The 15,785-nt window shown below is 39.0% G+C and carries 15 protein-coding genes and 2 pseudogenes; 11 read left to right on the top strand and 6 right to left on the bottom strand.

What is annotated here, in order from left to right; translation table 11 throughout:
- A pseudogene (locus tag I4641_RS20255) lies at nt 1-272 on the top strand (hypothetical protein); the annotation flags it as partial.
- 208 nt (nt 273-480) lie between these two features.
- Nucleotides 481-828, top strand: coding sequence for an ISAzo13-like element transposase-related protein (locus I4641_RS20250; RefSeq protein WP_439655362.1), 348 nt, complete (start codon nt 481-483; stop codon nt 826-828).
- A gap of 28 nt (nt 829-856) precedes the next feature.
- Here the strand turns inward: I4641_RS20250 and pyrG are convergent, their stop codons facing one another.
- Both pyrG and I4641_RS20240 read right to left on the bottom strand, forming a co-directional pair.
- Nucleotides 857-2,515: a CTP synthase gene (gene pyrG, locus I4641_RS20245; protein ID WP_263858299.1), complete on the bottom strand. Its 1,659-nt coding sequence runs from the start codon at nt 2,513-2,515 to the stop codon at nt 857-859.
- 47 nt (nt 2,516-2,562) lie between these two features.
- Nucleotides 2,563-3,279, bottom strand: coding sequence for a haloacid dehalogenase-like hydrolase (locus I4641_RS20240; RefSeq protein WP_229642400.1), 717 nt, complete (start codon nt 3,277-3,279; stop codon nt 2,563-2,565).
- Nucleotides 3,280-3,375: 96 nt separating this feature from the next.
- Between I4641_RS20240 and I4641_RS20235 the strand changes: the two genes are divergently transcribed.
- From I4641_RS20235 to I4641_RS20220, 4 genes and pseudogenes are all read left to right on the top strand, one after another.
- Complete coding sequence (locus I4641_RS20235) at nt 3,376-3,591, top strand: DUF2839 domain-containing protein (RefSeq protein ID WP_229642399.1); 216 nt, start codon at nt 3,376-3,378, stop codon at nt 3,589-3,591.
- 67 nt (nt 3,592-3,658) lie between these two features.
- Entirely contained in the window at nt 3,659-4,306 is a 648-nt protein-coding gene (locus I4641_RS20230) for a CPP1-like family protein (RefSeq protein ID WP_229642398.1), read from the top strand.
- Between the two features lie 68 nt (nt 4,307-4,374).
- A pseudogene (locus tag I4641_RS20225) lies at nt 4,375-4,740 on the top strand (zinc ribbon domain-containing protein); the annotation flags it as partial.
- 146 nt (nt 4,741-4,886) lie between these two features.
- On the top strand, nt 4,887-6,797 hold the full coding sequence (locus I4641_RS20220) for a fumarate reductase/succinate dehydrogenase flavoprotein subunit (RefSeq protein WP_229642396.1): 1,911 nt from the start codon (nt 4,887-4,889) through the stop codon (nt 6,795-6,797).
- 30 nt (nt 6,798-6,827) lie between these two features.
- On the opposite strand, the gene I4641_RS20215 is transcribed toward I4641_RS20220, so the two are convergent.
- Nucleotides 6,828-7,640 carry a DUF4079 domain-containing protein gene (locus tag I4641_RS20215; RefSeq protein WP_229642395.1) on the bottom strand — a complete coding sequence of 271 codons (813 nt, stop codon included), beginning with the start codon at nt 7,638-7,640 and terminating at the stop codon, nt 6,828-6,830.
- A gap of 103 nt (nt 7,641-7,743) precedes the next feature.
- Between I4641_RS20215 and I4641_RS20210 the strand changes: the two genes are divergently transcribed.
- A complete protein-coding gene (locus I4641_RS20210) occupies nt 7,744-9,759 on the top strand; it encodes a glycosyltransferase family 2 protein (RefSeq protein WP_229642394.1) in 2,016 nt (671 codons plus the stop codon).
- 152 nt (nt 9,760-9,911) lie between these two features.
- On the opposite strand, the gene I4641_RS20205 is transcribed toward I4641_RS20210, so the two are convergent.
- Together I4641_RS20205 and msrA are read right to left on the bottom strand one after the other, a co-directional pair.
- Complete coding sequence (locus I4641_RS20205) at nt 9,912-10,466, bottom strand: calcium-binding protein (RefSeq protein ID WP_229642393.1); 555 nt, start codon at nt 10,464-10,466, stop codon at nt 9,912-9,914.
- Nucleotides 10,467-10,676: 210 nt separating this feature from the next.
- Complete coding sequence (gene msrA / locus I4641_RS20200) at nt 10,677-11,330, bottom strand: peptide-methionine (S)-S-oxide reductase MsrA (RefSeq protein WP_229642392.1); 654 nt, start codon at nt 11,328-11,330, stop codon at nt 10,677-10,679.
- A gap of 234 nt (nt 11,331-11,564) precedes the next feature.
- On the opposite strand from msrA, the gene I4641_RS20195 reads away from it, so the two are divergent.
- The 4 genes from I4641_RS20195 to I4641_RS20180 all read left to right on the top strand — a co-directional run bounded on the left by I4641_RS20195 (nt 11,565) and on the right by I4641_RS20180 (nt 14,837).
- The gene (locus tag I4641_RS20195; protein WP_229642391.1) at nt 11,565-12,251 is read left to right on the top strand and encodes a response regulator transcription factor; all 687 of its coding nucleotides are present in this window, start codon (nt 11,565-11,567) and stop codon (nt 12,249-12,251) included.
- A 56-nt stretch (nt 12,252-12,307) separates the two neighbouring features.
- Nucleotides 12,308-13,603, top strand: coding sequence for a sensor histidine kinase (locus I4641_RS20190; protein WP_229642390.1), 1,296 nt, complete (start codon nt 12,308-12,310; stop codon nt 13,601-13,603).
- Between the two features lie 105 nt (nt 13,604-13,708).
- Nucleotides 13,709-14,284 (top strand): alpha/beta hydrolase, encoded by a 576-nt coding sequence (locus tag I4641_RS20185; protein ID WP_229642389.1) that lies wholly within the window; start codon nt 13,709-13,711, stop codon nt 14,282-14,284.
- A gap of 100 nt (nt 14,285-14,384) precedes the next feature.
- Nucleotides 14,385-14,837, top strand: coding sequence for a hypothetical protein (locus I4641_RS20180; RefSeq protein ID WP_229642388.1), 453 nt, complete (start codon nt 14,385-14,387; stop codon nt 14,835-14,837).
- A gap of 31 nt (nt 14,838-14,868) precedes the next feature.
- Here I4641_RS20180 and I4641_RS20175 read toward each other — a convergent pair whose 3' ends face one another.
- The gene (locus I4641_RS20175) at nt 14,869-15,732 is read right to left on the bottom strand and encodes an alpha/beta fold hydrolase (RefSeq protein WP_229642387.1); all 864 of its coding nucleotides are present in this window, start codon (nt 15,730-15,732) and stop codon (nt 14,869-14,871) included.
- Between the last annotated feature and the right edge of the window lie 53 nt (nt 15,733-15,785).

Raw genomic sequence — 15,785 nt, 5'->3', positions numbered from 1 at the left:
AACTAGAAGCTAGTGAAGAAATCGATGATACCGAACTAGAAGCTAGTGAAGAAATCGATGATACCGAACTAGAAGCTAGTGAAGAAATTGATGATCCTGAATTAGAAGCTAGTGAAGAAATCGAAGATGGAGAAACTGCCGAAGTTGAAACTCCTGAATTAGAAGCTTCTGAAGATACTGAAGCCAATGACCAATCTAGCATTGATGGAACTGCCGAGGATGTAATCGAGTCCGCAGAAGATGCAATTAACGATGTAGAATCTCAGTTCTAAATAAATAGCTTCATTGAATAATATTGAACTACATATTATTTGTTATTTGAGTGAAAAATCTCCCTAATTAATCTAGGGAGATTTTTTTAGTTATTTTTAGTTGTTGACTTTTAGACCGAAGCAGAAAAAGAATTAGGTTGGAATCGAGGCACAATCAGAAAAGGAATATCCGAAGTAATTAGCGGTGTTCCTCAAGTGGACAATTATCATGCCAGAGGACGAAAAAAAGTCGAGTGTTATTTACCTTCCTTATTGTCAGATATTAAAACAATTGTCGATTGTAATAGCCAGACTGACCCGAGTTTTAAAACATCATTGGAATGGGGCTATTTTAGATTCTGTTCAAACTGCACTCAACTTTGCTCAAACTATGACTTGGAAGGGAAAACATCCGAGGGTACAGTTGGTTCAGAACCATTATCCCACAGGAGTCAGATTAACTAAACCAGAAATGAGTGAAATTGAATCCCAAATTCAACGTTTACCATATGCGAAGCGGTATCCTTTAGGACACCTTCCTAATTGGTTTGTTGATATCTTTCCGAATTCTGAGTAAGTTTGGATATTTTATTTTCTGGAGTTCCCTAAGAACTATGAACGGGATTGCTATCAACTTCATGGCTCATATTACTAACATTCGACAGATCGTTTTTCTTCAAAGCTGCTCTAACAAATCCTAAAAATAGAGGATGAGGAGTATTTGGACGCGAACGAAATTCTGGATGGAACTGAGTAGCGATAAAGAATGGATGACTTGGCATTTCAATTATCTCTACCAAACGCCCATCAGGAGATGTTCCGCTGATTTCATAGCCTGTTTCTTGAAGCAAGCTGCGGTAGGCATTATTAAACTCATATCGATGGCGGTGACGTTCGTAAATCACTTCATTTTCATAAAGAGAATGAGCCAAAGTATCGGGTTTGAGACGGCAAGGATAAGTACCCAGACGCATTGTACCGCCAAGATCGATTACGTCTTGTTGTTCGGGCAAGATATTAATAATTGGGTTAGGACTTTCGGGATCGAATTCGGAACTATTAGCATCTTTGAGGTTGGCAACATTTCTCGCCCATTCGATCGCGCAACACTGCATTCCCAAACATAAACCCAAGAAGGGAAGGTTTTTAGTACGAGCGTATTCAATTGCTGCAACTTTGCCATCTACCCCCCGAATACCAAAACCACCAGGGACAACTACCCCTGCTACATCACTCAGATATTTGGCTGCCCCATGAAGCTCAATGTCTTCTGCACTTACCCAGCGTAAGTTAACATCTCCTCCTGCTGCGATCGCACCGTGTCCTAATGCTTCCACCACAGAGAGGTAAGCATCGCTTAATTGAATATATTTACCCACGATCGCGATTTCAATCTTAGTGCGGGTAGAATTCATTTTGACAACTAGATCTTGCCATTTTTCCAGATCGGGTTGACGTTGTTGTAGCTGTAATAATTCTAAAGTTTGTTGGGCTAATCCTTCTTTTTCGAGAATTAAAGGAACTTCATAAATCGTACTAGCATCGAGGGAAGTAACTACGGAATTAACTTCTACATCGCAAAATTCCGCAATTTTTTCTTTGATCCCAGGAAACAAAGGGCGATCGCTCCGACAAACTAAGATATCGGGTTGAATGCCTATCGAACGCAATTCTTTAACCGAGTGTTGAGTCGGCTTAGTTTTCATTTCCCCTGCTGCGGGAATCCAAGGAATTAGGGTAACGTGCATATAAATGGCATTACTTCTGCCCACATCTTTACGAAACTGGCGAATTGCTTCCATAAAGGGTAAAGATTCTATATCCCCAACAGTTCCTCCTATTTCTGTAATCACCACGTCAGAATTGGTATTTTTGGCGACGCGATGGATTCTTTCTTTGATTTCGTTAGTGATATGGGGGATGACTTGCACTGTACCACCCTCATAGTCTCCCCTTCTTTCTTTGTTAATTACCGCTTGATAAATCGATCCCGTAGTTACACTATTGAGACGAGACATAGAAGTATCGGTAAAACGTTCGTAGTGTCCCAAATCTAAATCTGTTTCTGCACCATCATCGGTGACAAATACTTCCCCGTGTTGGTAGGGACTCATCGTACCTGGATCGACGTTTATATAAGGATCTAGTTTGAGAATTGAAACAGAATAATCTCGTGACTTGAGCAGTCTACCAAGACTCGCTGCTACAATACCTTTTCCGATGCTAGAAACAACACCACCCGTAATAAAAACAAATTTAGCCATAATAAAATAATTACTGATTACTAGTACGGGAGAACGGCTGCTCGTCCCTAAACATTTACTTCCCAATTAGTTGCCAAACGATCGCGAATCTCAAAAAAATCTTGCCATTGAATATAGGACTTCTTTTCTGCATCTAAATATCCTACAAGGCGATCGCGAGCAAAAACTAAATCTGCTACTAAAGCCATATTAATATCTCTTACCGAATCGCCAATAGTAATTTTTTCCACCGCGGGATATTTTGCCATAGCTTTAACTTTGGCTACTAATTCAGTGTCACCTTCAAATACAGAAGAAACTTGCAATAACTTCCCTGTGGTGTCTACCTTGGCTGCATGAATAGCTGTTATTCGATCAAGAAGTTGCTGCTCTTGCAATACTGCTTTGACTATATCTATTAAACCACCTGAAATAACAACTAAAGGTACATCTAAATTGTTAAGAAAATCTGCAAATTCCTTTAGCCTAGGACGTATTGCTCGATGGGCAATACGTCCTATAATTTCGGGATAATAGCTAGAAGAGATTGAGCCAATAGTTTGCCTAATTCCTTCTTTAAGGGTCATTTGACGGTCAAAAATTATTGGTAATAAGCTAGCAGAAACCTCTGGGGCAAATTTTTCTAACACGCTAACAAAAGTATCTTCTGTAGTAATTGTGCCATAAAACTCGCGCGTACATGCGGGCAGGACCTTTGTCTTGAGCCTTTCGGCGACGCGGGGTTCCTCGCCAAAATCGCAGAAAACAACTCTTGAAAATTTCATTATTTGTAATAAAAAGTGGTGGCAAAACTAGTTACCCCTTGACCAGAAAACGTTATGATCGACCTATAGCTATATTTACTAATAATTTAAAATACTATGGGAGAATCGAAACGCCGTAAAGCATCAATGGGTAGTGGATATGGACAGGACTCCGAAAGACTGATTCCGTGGTTGCCTATTACCAAAACTCAGTCCGAAAAGTTTATTAATCTCACTAGTACGGGAGCCTGGATTGGTATTGGTATAATGATTGCTATATGGTTGACTGTCAGGTTTATCGGGCCAGCATTTGGTTTATGGGAAGTCTATTAAACCAAATCGAAAGCAGAATTAAAAAATTTAGAATTAACTTATCGACATATATAAAGCAGGTTAAGAAATGAGCGAACAAAATCCCTACGAACAACTTGGGGTCACAGAGAATTCTTCTTTTGAAGAAATACAGGCTGCGAAAAAACGACTTTTTGAACAATATGGCCATGACAGTGCTGTACTAGAGACAGTAGAAATAGCCTACGACTCAATCATCATGGATCGGTTGCGATTACGTCAAGAAGGTAAAATCAAAGTGCCTGAAAAAATTCGTTTTCCCGATCGCAGTGTCGAAAAATCTTTGAAAGTTCCTCAGATAGTCAAGGAAGATTCTGCGGTATGGTTACAAGAGCTAATCGATACTCCTTCTCAAGCTGATATCCTCTGGCCAACAGGAATTTTCTTAACCTTATCTGCGATCGCCGTATTTACTCAAAATGAAGCTCAAAATGCAGTCCAAAATACGAATCCTTCGATACTCCCCCTTTTAATGGCGTTGGGCTTCATAGCCAATATTTATTTCCTCAACCGTAAAGAAGGTCGCTCTGGCAGAGCTTTTTTGATTAGCTTCGTTGCTTTGTTTGCAGGAATCGCTTTGGGTACGGGACTTGCTAATTTGTTATTGGGTCAAGGAGGCACTGCGTTAGGGGCTGATCAATTTGCATCTGCTGTTACCTTCTGTCTTTTTTGGTTGGTTAGCTGTTTCTTGCGGTAATACAAAAGAGAACATTTTTATACTGGTAGCTTTACAACTCGTAAAAAAAGAAAATCTATCTTAAGTGACAAAGAGGAATGCTCTCAAAACAAAGTGCTGATGCTGGTTTCGGTCAGTTTGTGAGTATTCTTGAGTGGGTATGTTTTCTCAGAAATGTGTATTTTGCCAAAGTCGATAAAGATGGCACAAGCCAAACTTGTCCTAACTGTGGCGCACATACAGGCAAAAAGACTTTAGATGTCAGAGTTCATTGCTGTCATGAATGCGGATATACAACCACAAGAGATGTGGCAGCTAGCCAGGAAGTAAGAAATCGTGGAATCTCTGCGCTAGGGCATAGCGTAGCTCAAAATGTCTGTAGACTGGAAGCGACGGGGAGCATTGGTCACAATGTTCTAGTTGGCACGGGACGAAGCAGAAAACTAGCATCGTGAGGTGTTAGAATCTCCCGTTAAAAATCTTTGATTTTAACGGTGAGAGCATGTCAATTATTTGTGTTCCAAGGGCAATCAACCTTGTAGCACTTTTTTATTTGTTCCTTATTCTTTTTTCTTTATCCCTCATTCTTTATTTTTAAAAAATGCTCGACTCTAAAATTCCTGCTGGTAAACTTCAAAATAAGTGGGACAACTATAAAGATCGCTGCAAGTTAGTCAGTCCTGCAAACAAAAAAAAGCATACAATTTTAATAGTCGGTACGGGTTTGGCTGGTGCATCTGCTGCTGCTACCCTAGCGGAATTGGGTTATAACGTTAAGAGTTTTTGTATTCAAGATTCTCCCCGTCGCGCCCATAGCATTGCAGCCCAAGGGGGAATTAATGGGGCAAAAAATTATCCCAACGATGGGGATACTGTTTGGCGGTTATTTTATGACACGATCAAAGGTGGTGACTATCGCTCTCGGGAAGCTAATGTATATCGTTTAGCCCAAATTAGCAACCAAATTATCGACCAATGTGTAGCTCAAGGTGTTCCTTTTGCCAGGGAATATGGAGGGTTATTGGCAAATCGCTCTTTTGGCGGGGCGCAGGTATCTCGAACGTTTTATGCGAAGGGACAAACGGGACAACAATTATTATTAGGGGCATATAGTGCCATGTCTCGCCAGATTTCCACAGGGAAAATTGAGATGTTCCCCCGTCGGGAGATGTTGGACTTGGTGTCGATCGAGGGAAAAGCGAGGGGGATTATAGTCCGTAACTTGTTAACAGGGGAAATCGAACGTTATACAGGAGATGCGGTGTTGCTTTGCACGGGGGGGTATAGCAATGTTTTTTATCTTTCGACCAATGCTCGGAACTCTAATGTAACTGCTGCCTGGAGATGTTATAAACGGGGAGCGTTATTTGCTAATCCTTGTTATACCCAAATTCATCCTACTTGTATTCCCGTGTCGGGAGAATATCAATCTAAATTAACTTTAATGAGTGAAGGGTTGCGAAATGATGGGCGAGTCTGGGTACCAAAACAGCCAGGAGACAAACGCCATCCCAATGAAATTCCTGAAGCTGAAAGGGACTATTACTTAGAAACGAGATATCCTAGTTTTGGCAATCTCGTTCCCCGTGATGTGGCTTCTCGCAACGCCAAACAAGTTACCGATGAAGGTAGGGGAGTGGGAGAAACAGGATTAGCTGTTTATTTGGATTTTCGTGATTCGATCCAAAAATTAGGTCGAGAAACGATTAGCGATCGCTATGATAACCTGTTTCAGATGTACCAGCGCATTACGGGGGAAAACCCCTATCAACTGCCGATGCGTATTTATCCAGCAGTACACTATATTATGGGTGGCTTGTGGGTTGACTATAACTTGATGAGTACTATTCCTGGTTTGCACGTTTTGGGAGAGGCAAATTTTTCCGATCATGGCGCAAACCGTCTCGGTGCTAGTGCTTTAATGCAGGGCTTGTCTGATGGTTATTTTGTGATTCCCTATACTTTGGGTAATTATATCGCTACTACGGATTTACCCCCTGTGGCAACTACTCATGATGCCTTTGCCGAAGCAGAAGCTGCGGTAAAAGAGAAAACAAACAAGTTATTGAATATTAAAGGAAATAAAACCGTAACTGAGTTTCATCGTCACTTGGGTCATATTCTTTGGGATTATGTGGGAATGTCCCGTAACAAAGCAGGATTAACTAAAGCGATCGCTCTGATTGCTGAATTAAAACAAGAATTCTGGCAAAATGTTACTATCCCAGGCAATCCTGATACCTTTAATAAAAATTTGGAGTTTGCGGGTAGGGTGGCAGACTTTTTAGAGTTGGGAGAATTGATGGCGCGGGATGCTTTAGAGCGAGAAGAATCTTGTGGGGCGCATTTCCGCGAAGAATGTCAAACCCCAGAAGGAGAAGCCCAACGCAATGACGAAGATTATTCTTATGTTGCTGCTTGGCAATATCAAGACCAAGATCGAACTCCCCTTATGCATCAAGAACAATTGGAGTTTGCCAATGTCGAACTAACTCAACGCAGTTATAAATAATCATAAACGCGATCGCAATGGCATTTTAAATTATTTTGTGGGAATAATATCGGGTGCTTGATATAGCACATCACTTAATTGTGCTGTTTTGATGGGGTCTACTTGTTCGATAATAGCCTTTTTCTTGGGTTTCTTTTTGCCCACAACAGGAATTTCCAACAGATCCCTTGCACCAGTAATTCCTTGACCGATAAAGAGGAGCAATGCGAAACAATTAAGACCTATATGAATATTACGCCAGGTATTAGTGCGATCGCGGTAGATATCGTCCACAATAGCGATCGAAAATAGCATTAATAAAGATACGGCAATACCATAATAGTAGTGCGACCAATACCATTCTTTAGATAACCGCCATACGCCATCTTGTTGACCTAGAATAATCAAACCCATCCCTGTCATGGTGGCAAAGATACCTTTCCAGAGGGGTGGTTTTGCTTTTAAAAGCAGAATCAAGGATGCAATAGTAGCCACAAATAAGAGAATAATTAAAATTGCTTGGGGATTATTCTTTTCCCAGAGATTCTTTTTAATAAAGCTTTTGTAGACAATTGAATAGGCGATGGCAATTAAAGATGCAACAACTACGCTAGTAGAAAGCCATTTACCAATTTTGACGTGATCTCTTCCCACAACAGCAGGAATTTTGCTTTTGCCCTTTTTGCTTTCTAAACGACGTTGACGGGTTTGCCAAGCGAAGTTGGTAACGATTCCAATCATGGGGAAAACAAAGGCTACCACTAGTGCGGGATGGATCAAGGCTACAAAATCTTGACTGCCTAAAGTACTAAATGCTAGATACTTCTGATGTTGGGTTAAAGCGTTCCATGTATATATGTTCATGGTGTTTACGAAAAGTTTTTAATTAGTTTATGGGTTTTTAAACCCCTTCTCAGCAAGTTAGAACACAATTATTAAAACAGACTGAATTTTTAATAATCTTAAAATGTGCCAGCAATCTTCTCGTCAATTTGTTGATACTTCTTTGGATAATGTCTTAGTAATTATTCCAGTGCGTAACGAAGAGGTAACAATTGCTGCGGTGATTAAAAGTTTGCAGGAATTTGGTCTCAATAAAATAAGAGTGGTTGATAATGCTAGCAGCGATCGCAGTGGGATAGTAGCCGAAGAAGCGGGGGCAGAAGTATTATACGAACCCATTCCTGGTTACGGACAAGCCTGTTGGACTGGTTTACAAAATATTCCTTCAGAGATTGACTGGATTTTATTTTGCGATGGGGATGGAAGCGACGATCTCAATTGTTTGCCCCAGTTTTTAATTTTGCGATCGCAATATGACCTGGTTTTAGGCGATCGCCGTGCTACTCCCGCAGGAAAAGCTGTCATGACCCTCATACAGCATTTTGGTAATGGTTTGGCGGGATGGTTGATTGATTTGGGATGGGGATATAAATATCAGGATCTCGGTCCTTTGAGGCTAATTCGCAAGTCAGCCTTAAATAGAATTGCTATGGAGGATCGAGGTTTTGGTTGGACTGTAGAAATGCAGGTAAGGGCAATTGAAGAAAGTTTAAATATCTGCGAAATTCCCGTCAATTATCGTCCCCGACAGGGAGGAAGATCTAAAATATCGGGTACTATTTCAGGAAGTTTTAAAGCAGGAACAATAATATTAAGTACTTTAGGAAAACTATATCTTAAAAAAGCGAAGAATCAAGAAAGAAGGAAGGAGAAAATTGTACTTTGGGTAAGTACATTACTGTTATTAATAGGTGCAATAATAAGTATGCCTCATGGAGATTTTCGCCACTTTGAAAATGCGATCGAGTTTGGTTATGGTATCGCTATTATGTGTTTGGGGTTTATCTTTTCCTGGGGCATAAAATCTCTAAATTTGTGGTGGTTTTGGGTAGTTGCGATCGCCACAAGATTAATTTTATTGTTTATGTATCCAGGGGACGATATTTGGCGATATATTTGGGAAGGTTATATACAAACCAAGGGTTTTAGTCCCTATGATTTTGCTCCCAATGCTGTTGAATTGATTCCTTATCGTAGTTCATGGTGGTCGCAAATAAATCATCAAAACGTCTCGGCAATTTATCCCCCGATGACTCAATTGGGGTTTAAAGGGTTAGCTGCTATTTCCTCCAGTGTTATTTTATTTAAAAGTAGTTTTGCGATCGCTGATTTATTGATCTGTTGGTTATTAATTACAAAGTTTAGCTATCTACAAGCAACTTTTTACGCTTGGAATCCTTTAGTCATCTATTCTTTTGCTGGAGGGGGTCATTACGACAGTTGGTTTATTCTTCCTTTGGTTGCTGCTTGGATATTATTAGATAAACAAACAAATAAAAAAACTTCAATATTTACTTGTTTATTAATTGGTATTAGTATCGCAGTCAAATGGATTTCTTTACCTATTTTGGTTTTTCTCAGTTGGATTAATTTATTAAAAACTAATTTTAAAATAGCCATAATAGTTTTTAGCGTAGGTATCCTTCCGTTATGTTTATCTGCTTATTTTTTTTGCAATGGTGATTCTTGCTCTCTAATTCCTACTAGTTCTACTTTTGTCAGTCACGGACGTAGTGCAGAATTCTTACCTCATCTATTAGCAAAAGTATGGTATCCTTCAACTAAAAATAATAGTATTTTTGCAATTCCATTGGGATTGATAACTTTATTCTTATTATTCAAAGTCCGCAATCTACAACAGTTTATTTTAAATTTTTTGGCAGCATTGTTGCTTATCTCTCCAATTATTCATGCTTGGTATTTTACTTGGATAATACCTTTTGCAGTAGGCACAAAAAACTGGGGTATTAGACTAGTTAGTCTATCGGCATTTACTTATTTTGTCTTACCCTACCGCCAAGCACTAGGTAATAATAACTGGAATTTGACAGATATAGAGACTGGGTTTTTATGGTTGCCATTTATATTTGGTTTGGCTTGGAGTTGGTGGCGATCGCTTTGTGATCGCCATAAAATTTAGCTCAAAGCATCAAATATTGTTCTTATTTCACTCTTTTAAAAAAAAGGTGGTCATGTACATGTAGAAGTAATGATATAGACTAAAATTTTCTATATAAAAAAATCGCCTTACAAATAGAAAAGCGATCGCTAATTATTTTATTTTTAATAAGTTTAAATAAATTCAAAGTCTTCAACTTCTAGAGAAATAACCGTATCGAATTCAATCACTCTTTCTCCATCAACATACAGACTAGTTACTCGATTAAATTCTGAATTATTCAGATAGCCAATTCCTAGATGAACAGTCAGATCTTCAATCTCAGCTACACCCGTACTCTCACTATCAAAAATAATTTGATCTCCTTGACTAGAGTTAAAATCAGTAATGATATCAAAGCTATTTAAGGAAGTAAAAATAAAGCTATCTGCACCATCTCCTCCAGTCAAGCTGTCTCGACCAACTTCACCCATCAGAGAATCATTTCCCGAACCTCCAGCTAAAATATCGTTATGATTTCCACCCTCTAAAATATCGTCTCCCGAACCTCCATCTAAAATATCGTCGTGATTTCCACCCTCTAAAATATCGTCTCCCGAACCTCCATCTAAAATATCGTCGTGATTTCCACCTTCTAAAATGTCATCTCCTGCATTTCCTGCTAAGAAATTATCGCCATTTCCAGCAAAAATAATATCGCTATCAGTAGTACCAAATTTAGTTTCCATATTTTACTTTTAAAACTAGATATATTCATTATTTATGTCTAGTATGGCAAGGGATATTAATAATGAAAACCGTATCAAGTCCCTCGTTATTTTTACTGATTAAAAAATATCTAAATAATTTTTAGAAGTTGTTGTTGAAAATACCCAATAAAAAACGATCGCCCGATAATAAATATCCAAGCGATCGCCTGATCATTGCCATAAAACAAGTTAACTATTTACAGTAGGAGGATAGCAAACGTTTGTTCCCCCTAAACCACAGTAGCCATTCGGTACTTTTGATAGATATTGCTGGTGATAATCTTCTGCATAATAAAACTCAGGACTATCCATAATTTCCGTAGTAATCTCATCGTAACCCGCTTTGCCTAATTCCGCTTGATAAGCTGCTTTAGAAGCTTCTGCTAGCTGCTTTTGCTCTGGGGTAAAAGTATAGATACCAGAACGATATTGAGTACCGCGATCGTTCCCCTGACGCATTCCTTGGGTGGGGTTGTGGCTTTCCCAAAATACCTTAAGCAAATCTTCATAGGTAATTTTAGCAGGGTCGTAAACTACCAAAACAACTTCGTTATGTCCAGTCATACCACTACAAACTTCTTTGTAAGTAGGATTGGGAGTATGACCCGCAGCATAACCCACCGCAGTAGTATAAACCCCCTTTTGTTGCCAGAATTTTCTTTCTGCACCCCAAAAACAACCCAAACCAAAGATCGCCTGTTCCATATGTTCGGGAAAAGGAGGTTTGAGGGAGTTACCATTAACATGATGCTTTTCTGTTACGGGCATAGTCTGAGTGCGCCCTGGTAATGCTTCTCCTGGAGAAGGAATACTAGCTTTTTTGCCTAAACCGAATAGTCCCATAAAAATTATTATTTAAGTAATTATTAACTTTTTTAAACCCTACTATCTATCATAAAAGAGTTTATTAATTTTGAGGGTAGGGCGATCGCGGTTTTAGGAGATCGGCAATCTTTAATCACATTAATCAGGGTCAATTGTTGTTGGTAACAGACTTACGATAATATAGCCAGAGGTAGAACCATATTTACTAGATTTATTGGCTTGGTTTAGTTCAATTTTAGTCGGAAAATATTCATGAAAATTTTAGTGGTCGAAGATGACGAACGTATTAGCGATGCCATAGTCGAGTATCTCAGCGATTTACACTATGCTGTCGAAGCAGTTTACGATGGTCAAAGTGCTTGGGATTTACTGGATGTATTCACCTATGACATGGTGTTACTAGATGTGATGTTGCCAGAAATGGATGGAATTACTCTTTGCAACAAACTACGCAAAAAAGGCTTTGATATTCCGATCTTGATGCTGACAGCTAAAGATACCTTAGAAAACAAAATAGAAGGGCTAGATGCAGGTGCAGATGACTATCTAGTCAAACCCTTCGAGCTAGATGAATTATCAGCTCGCATTCGCGCTTTGTTGCGTCGTGGTACGGGCAGTTTGCCTCCTATTTTAACTTGGGAAAACTTACGCCTCGATCCAAGTAGTTGTGAGGTATTTTACCAAGAAATTCTCTTACCTTTAAGCCCCAAAGAATATAAGCTGCTAGAATTCTTTTTGCGTAACGGTCGCCGTGTCTTTAGTCGCGCTCAAATCTTAGAACACTTGTGGTCTTTTGAACAAGTACCCGAAGAAGCTACCGTCAAAGCGCATATTCGAGGGCTACGACAAAAACTAGAGGCTGCTGGCGCACCCCATGACTTAATAGAAACTGTTTATGGTTTAGGATATCGTCTTAAAGAAGAACCCCAACAGGTATAAATTAAAGTATGTATCACGGATTGCGATCGCGCTTGCTTCTATACTATCTAATAGTTATGGCGGCGATTCTAAGTGTTTTTGGCACGGGGGTTTATGTCGTTTTTCGGCGCAGCTTATACAAACAACTCGATAAGAAATTATTAACCCTGGCTCAGTCAGCTACTCCTTCTTTTACTGCTGTAAGAGATAGCGGTAATAAATATCTCAATCAAGTAGAAGAAGTCCCTTGGCGCGATATTTTTAATCGAGATCGGCAAAGTTTGGAATGGTTTGACGAAAAAGGCAATTTACTCGGTCGCAAAGGTTTGATTCAGCTAGGAGTGCCTCCAGAAGTAGGTACGGCATTTATTCAAAACCCCGAAACAGAAGAAGTATTTCGCACCCATACTCTGTCGATGTTTATTCGTCGAAATGGCGAAGCGGGTCCTCCTACTTTAGTGGGTTTTATTCGAGCAACTCAATCTAATGAGGAAATAGAAGCAGCAGAAGAAGAATTATTTTGGATCTTAATAATTGGGGGTATGTTAACCCTGATTTTGATTGGTTTGGGTGGTTTTTGGCTGACTCAAAAAGCCATTGAGCCAATTGAAGCTAGTTTTTTGCAACTCAAACAATTTACTGCCGATGCTTCCCATGAATTACGCAGCCCTTTGACGGCAATCAAAGCTTCCATCGATATTATGCGCATCCATCCAGAGCGAGTCCATCCCAAAGATGTCAAAAAGCTAGAAGCGATCTCTGGTGCGACGCTACAAATGAATCAAACCCTGGAAGATTTGCTATTTTTAGCTCGTGCTGATGCCGATCCCAATAAACCAGTACGCGATCGCCAATTAACTCCTCTGTCTCTCAACCAAATTCTGCAAAATAGTTTTGTCTTACTCGAACCTTTAGCAAATGAGAAACAAATTGTCTTTCAATCTAAATTTAGGGACGATATATCAGTTTTAGGAGATGCTGCTCAACTTTCTCGTTTATTCTCTAACTTATTGGAAAATGCTCTGCAATATACTCCAGATGAAGGAAGAGTTAGCCTAGATCTATACAAGCAAAACCGCACGGCAGTCATCAGCGTCCGCGATACGGGAATTGGTCTTGCTCCCGATCAAGTATCTAAGGTATTTGATCGCTTTTGGCGGGCAAATAAAGCTCGTTCCCGCCGTAAGGGGGGAACTGGGTTGGGTTTAGCAATATCTGCTGCGATCGCCAAACGTCATGGGGGTAAAATTTCTGTTACGAGCGAGCTGAACATTGGGACTTGTTTTTTGGTACGTATTCCTATCTTTGACAGTAAGAAAAATTCTCCTTCCAATACGCAGTCTGAAGTTAAAAGTAGCTCGGAATTAAGTTGATTGTATATTCTTTAATTCTATAGATAATTAACAAAGGCATATTTGAAGTAGTCGTGTCGTATACTAAATTTAAAGTCAGACCTAATATACGAATAAAATAAAACAATGCAGAAAACAAACATCTTGAAATGGTTACGAGGAACTGGAGTAATGATGTTTGTTGGGGGTGCTGCCCTTTTTCTCACTCCCAAAAGTGCGATCGCATCAGAGAAAGTTATCTTTAAGTATGCAGGAATTACCCAATCAGTTTCTTTAGAAGAATTGCAAACTTTTGCCGATACAGGAGAAGTGGCTTCTTCTTTGAACTCTCTATTAAAATTTGGCAATCAAAATCCTTTTATTATTCGTTGGGTATTGACACAAAAATTTCCTGCTAATACCAAGCTTATTTACGATTTGCTCAATACTGCACCAGGAGAATATGCTTTGAGTCAAACAGGTAATGTTGTTAGTGCCAAGTCAGAAAGAGCTAACGTTAAGGCATTGAGAGGAGCATTGATCGCTTCTGCCAGTGATGATAATTTAATTTCTTTGATTGAACTATTAGAAAATTACCCGACTAAAGAAGTTTATGTCGATGGTAAGGCATTAACTCAGGTGCAAAAAGATTTAGCTGGATTTATCAATGAAACCAACAAAATATATCAAGATACCTTCAAGCCTTCGACAGAATCTAATTAATTGTTCGTAAAATTTAGAATTATGTCTCATTGCTTATAGTGTTTCGCCGAAAAGAACCATAAGATAATGACAGTAATATCCTTTAATATCTAAAATTTTAATGCTTTCCTATAAAAAAGAATCTCTTAAAGTTAAAAAAATTTCTGAAGAAGAACGTAAAAAAGAAGAGAGATTGCGCGATGTAACGCTGTTACTACAGCAAATAGTACAAAGAGAAGAAACATCCCTCAAGCTAATTATTGACTGTCTGATCGATGTGGGTTCGATTAATTATGCTAATGCCAAATTATCGAATCCTCCCCTCAATAAAATCATGAAGGTATTAGTCGGTTATATCAAACCCGTAGCCCGCACGATCGCTTTAGGTTGGTTGAAAAAAAATCTTCCCGATCTCCTGACTGCTTGGTTAGAGAGTAAAGTATCCTTTGAACCCGTACCCATCAGCAAAGACCAAGCTATTACTGGAAATTTGGAAACCGTTCCCAATACTACAGACGAAGCTGTGACTAGTGAGATTGAAGCTGCACCTTTTAAAGAATCTTTTGGAAATTAGGACATCTAAAATTACTAAATAATTACTAAATTTAAACTAATAAAAAATCTCGCATATATTGATTGACTAATTTTGGTTTCTCTTGCTGTACCCAATGGCTGCAATTAGGAATATACTTAAGCTTCAAATCCTTTACATAGGCTTTCGTACCATAGGTTAGCTCTTTACCTAAAGCCGTATCTTCTTCGCCCCAAATCATTAGGGTAGGAACATCTAAAACACCGTAAGTTGTAGCTGTAGAATCTGGTAAATCTTTAAAATTAGCCCGATAGTAATTTATCATAGCCGTTAGCGCGCCTGGTTTAGCAGCAGCTTCTTGATAAGCCGATAAATCTTCTGAAGTGAAAGCCGATTTATCGATCGCCATATCCATAAAAGTAGATGCGATCTTTTGATAGTTATTTGCTTTAAAAATTAATTCTGGTAAAACAGGTATTTGAAAAAAGAAAATATACCAACTTTTTTGTAATTGTTTCCAAGTCTTCAAACCAGCCATAAATTTAGCAGGATGGGGCAGATTCATCACAATTAGCTTTGATACCATTTTAGGATTTTGATCGGCAAAATTCCAGGCAATTCCGCCACCCCAATCATGAGCTACTAAAATACAATTTTCGTAACCTAAGCCAGCGATTACACCCTCAACATCGGCAATCAGTTCTGACATCTTGTAAGCGGATAAACTTCCTGGTTTGTCGCTGTCATTGTATCCTCGCATATCGATGGCTACCACATGATAATCTGGGGAAAATTCAGCAATTTGGTATCGCCACGAATACCAAAACTCAGGAAAACCATGCAACATTAGCATCAGTTTCCCTTCACCTTGACTAACATAGTGTAGATTGACTCCATTGGTTTTAATAAATCCGTGTTGGCGATTGTTAATAGACATAAGTACCTAAGCAAAATTATTTGTATGTTTTAAGATAAAATTAAAGAAACTCA

The sequence above is a fragment of the Waterburya agarophytonicola KI4 genome (assembly GCF_020640915.1).
Classification (GTDB): Bacteria; Cyanobacteriota; Cyanobacteriia; order Cyanobacteriales; family Xenococcaceae; genus Waterburya; species Waterburya agarophytonicola.
The sequence above is the reverse complement of the archived record's forward strand: the minus strand, read 5'-3'. Positions and strand labels throughout refer to the sequence as shown.

Coding starts and splice junctions, on each gene's coding strand:
- pyrG (WP_263858299.1), bottom strand. CDS start 2,515: ATGGCTAAATTTGTTTTTATTACGGGTGGTGTTGTTTCTAGCATCGGA.
- I4641_RS20175 (WP_229642387.1), bottom strand. CDS start 15,732: ATGTCTATTAACAATCGCCAACACGGATTTATTAAAACCAATGGAGTC.
- I4641_RS20190 (WP_229642390.1), top strand. CDS start 12,308: ATGGCGGCGATTCTAAGTGTTTTTGGCACGGGGGTTTATGTCGTTTTT.
- I4641_RS20250 (WP_439655362.1), top strand. CDS start 481: ATGCCAGAGGACGAAAAAAAGTCGAGTGTTATTTACCTTCCTTATTGT.
- I4641_RS20195 (WP_229642391.1), top strand. CDS start 11,565: ATGAAAATTTTAGTGGTCGAAGATGACGAACGTATTAGCGATGCCATA.
- I4641_RS20205 (WP_229642393.1), bottom strand. CDS start 10,466: ATGGAAACTAAATTTGGTACTACTGATAGCGATATTATTTTTGCTGGA.
- I4641_RS20235 (WP_229642399.1), top strand. CDS start 3,376: ATGGGAGAATCGAAACGCCGTAAAGCATCAATGGGTAGTGGATATGGA.
- I4641_RS20180 (WP_229642388.1), top strand. CDS start 14,385: ATGCTTTCCTATAAAAAAGAATCTCTTAAAGTTAAAAAAATTTCTGAA.
- I4641_RS20220 (WP_229642396.1), top strand. CDS start 4,887: ATGCTCGACTCTAAAATTCCTGCTGGTAAACTTCAAAATAAGTGGGAC.
- I4641_RS20210 (WP_229642394.1), top strand. CDS start 7,744: ATGTGCCAGCAATCTTCTCGTCAATTTGTTGATACTTCTTTGGATAAT.
- I4641_RS20230 (WP_229642398.1), top strand. CDS start 3,659: ATGAGCGAACAAAATCCCTACGAACAACTTGGGGTCACAGAGAATTCT.
- msrA (WP_229642392.1), bottom strand. CDS start 11,330: ATGGGACTATTCGGTTTAGGCAAAAAAGCTAGTATTCCTTCTCCAGGA.
- I4641_RS20215 (WP_229642395.1), bottom strand. CDS start 7,640: ATGAACATATATACATGGAACGCTTTAACCCAACATCAGAAGTATCTA.
- I4641_RS20240 (WP_229642400.1), bottom strand. CDS start 3,279: ATGAAATTTTCAAGAGTTGTTTTCTGCGATTTTGGCGAGGAACCCCGC.
- I4641_RS20185 (WP_229642389.1), top strand. CDS start 13,709: ATGCAGAAAACAAACATCTTGAAATGGTTACGAGGAACTGGAGTAATG.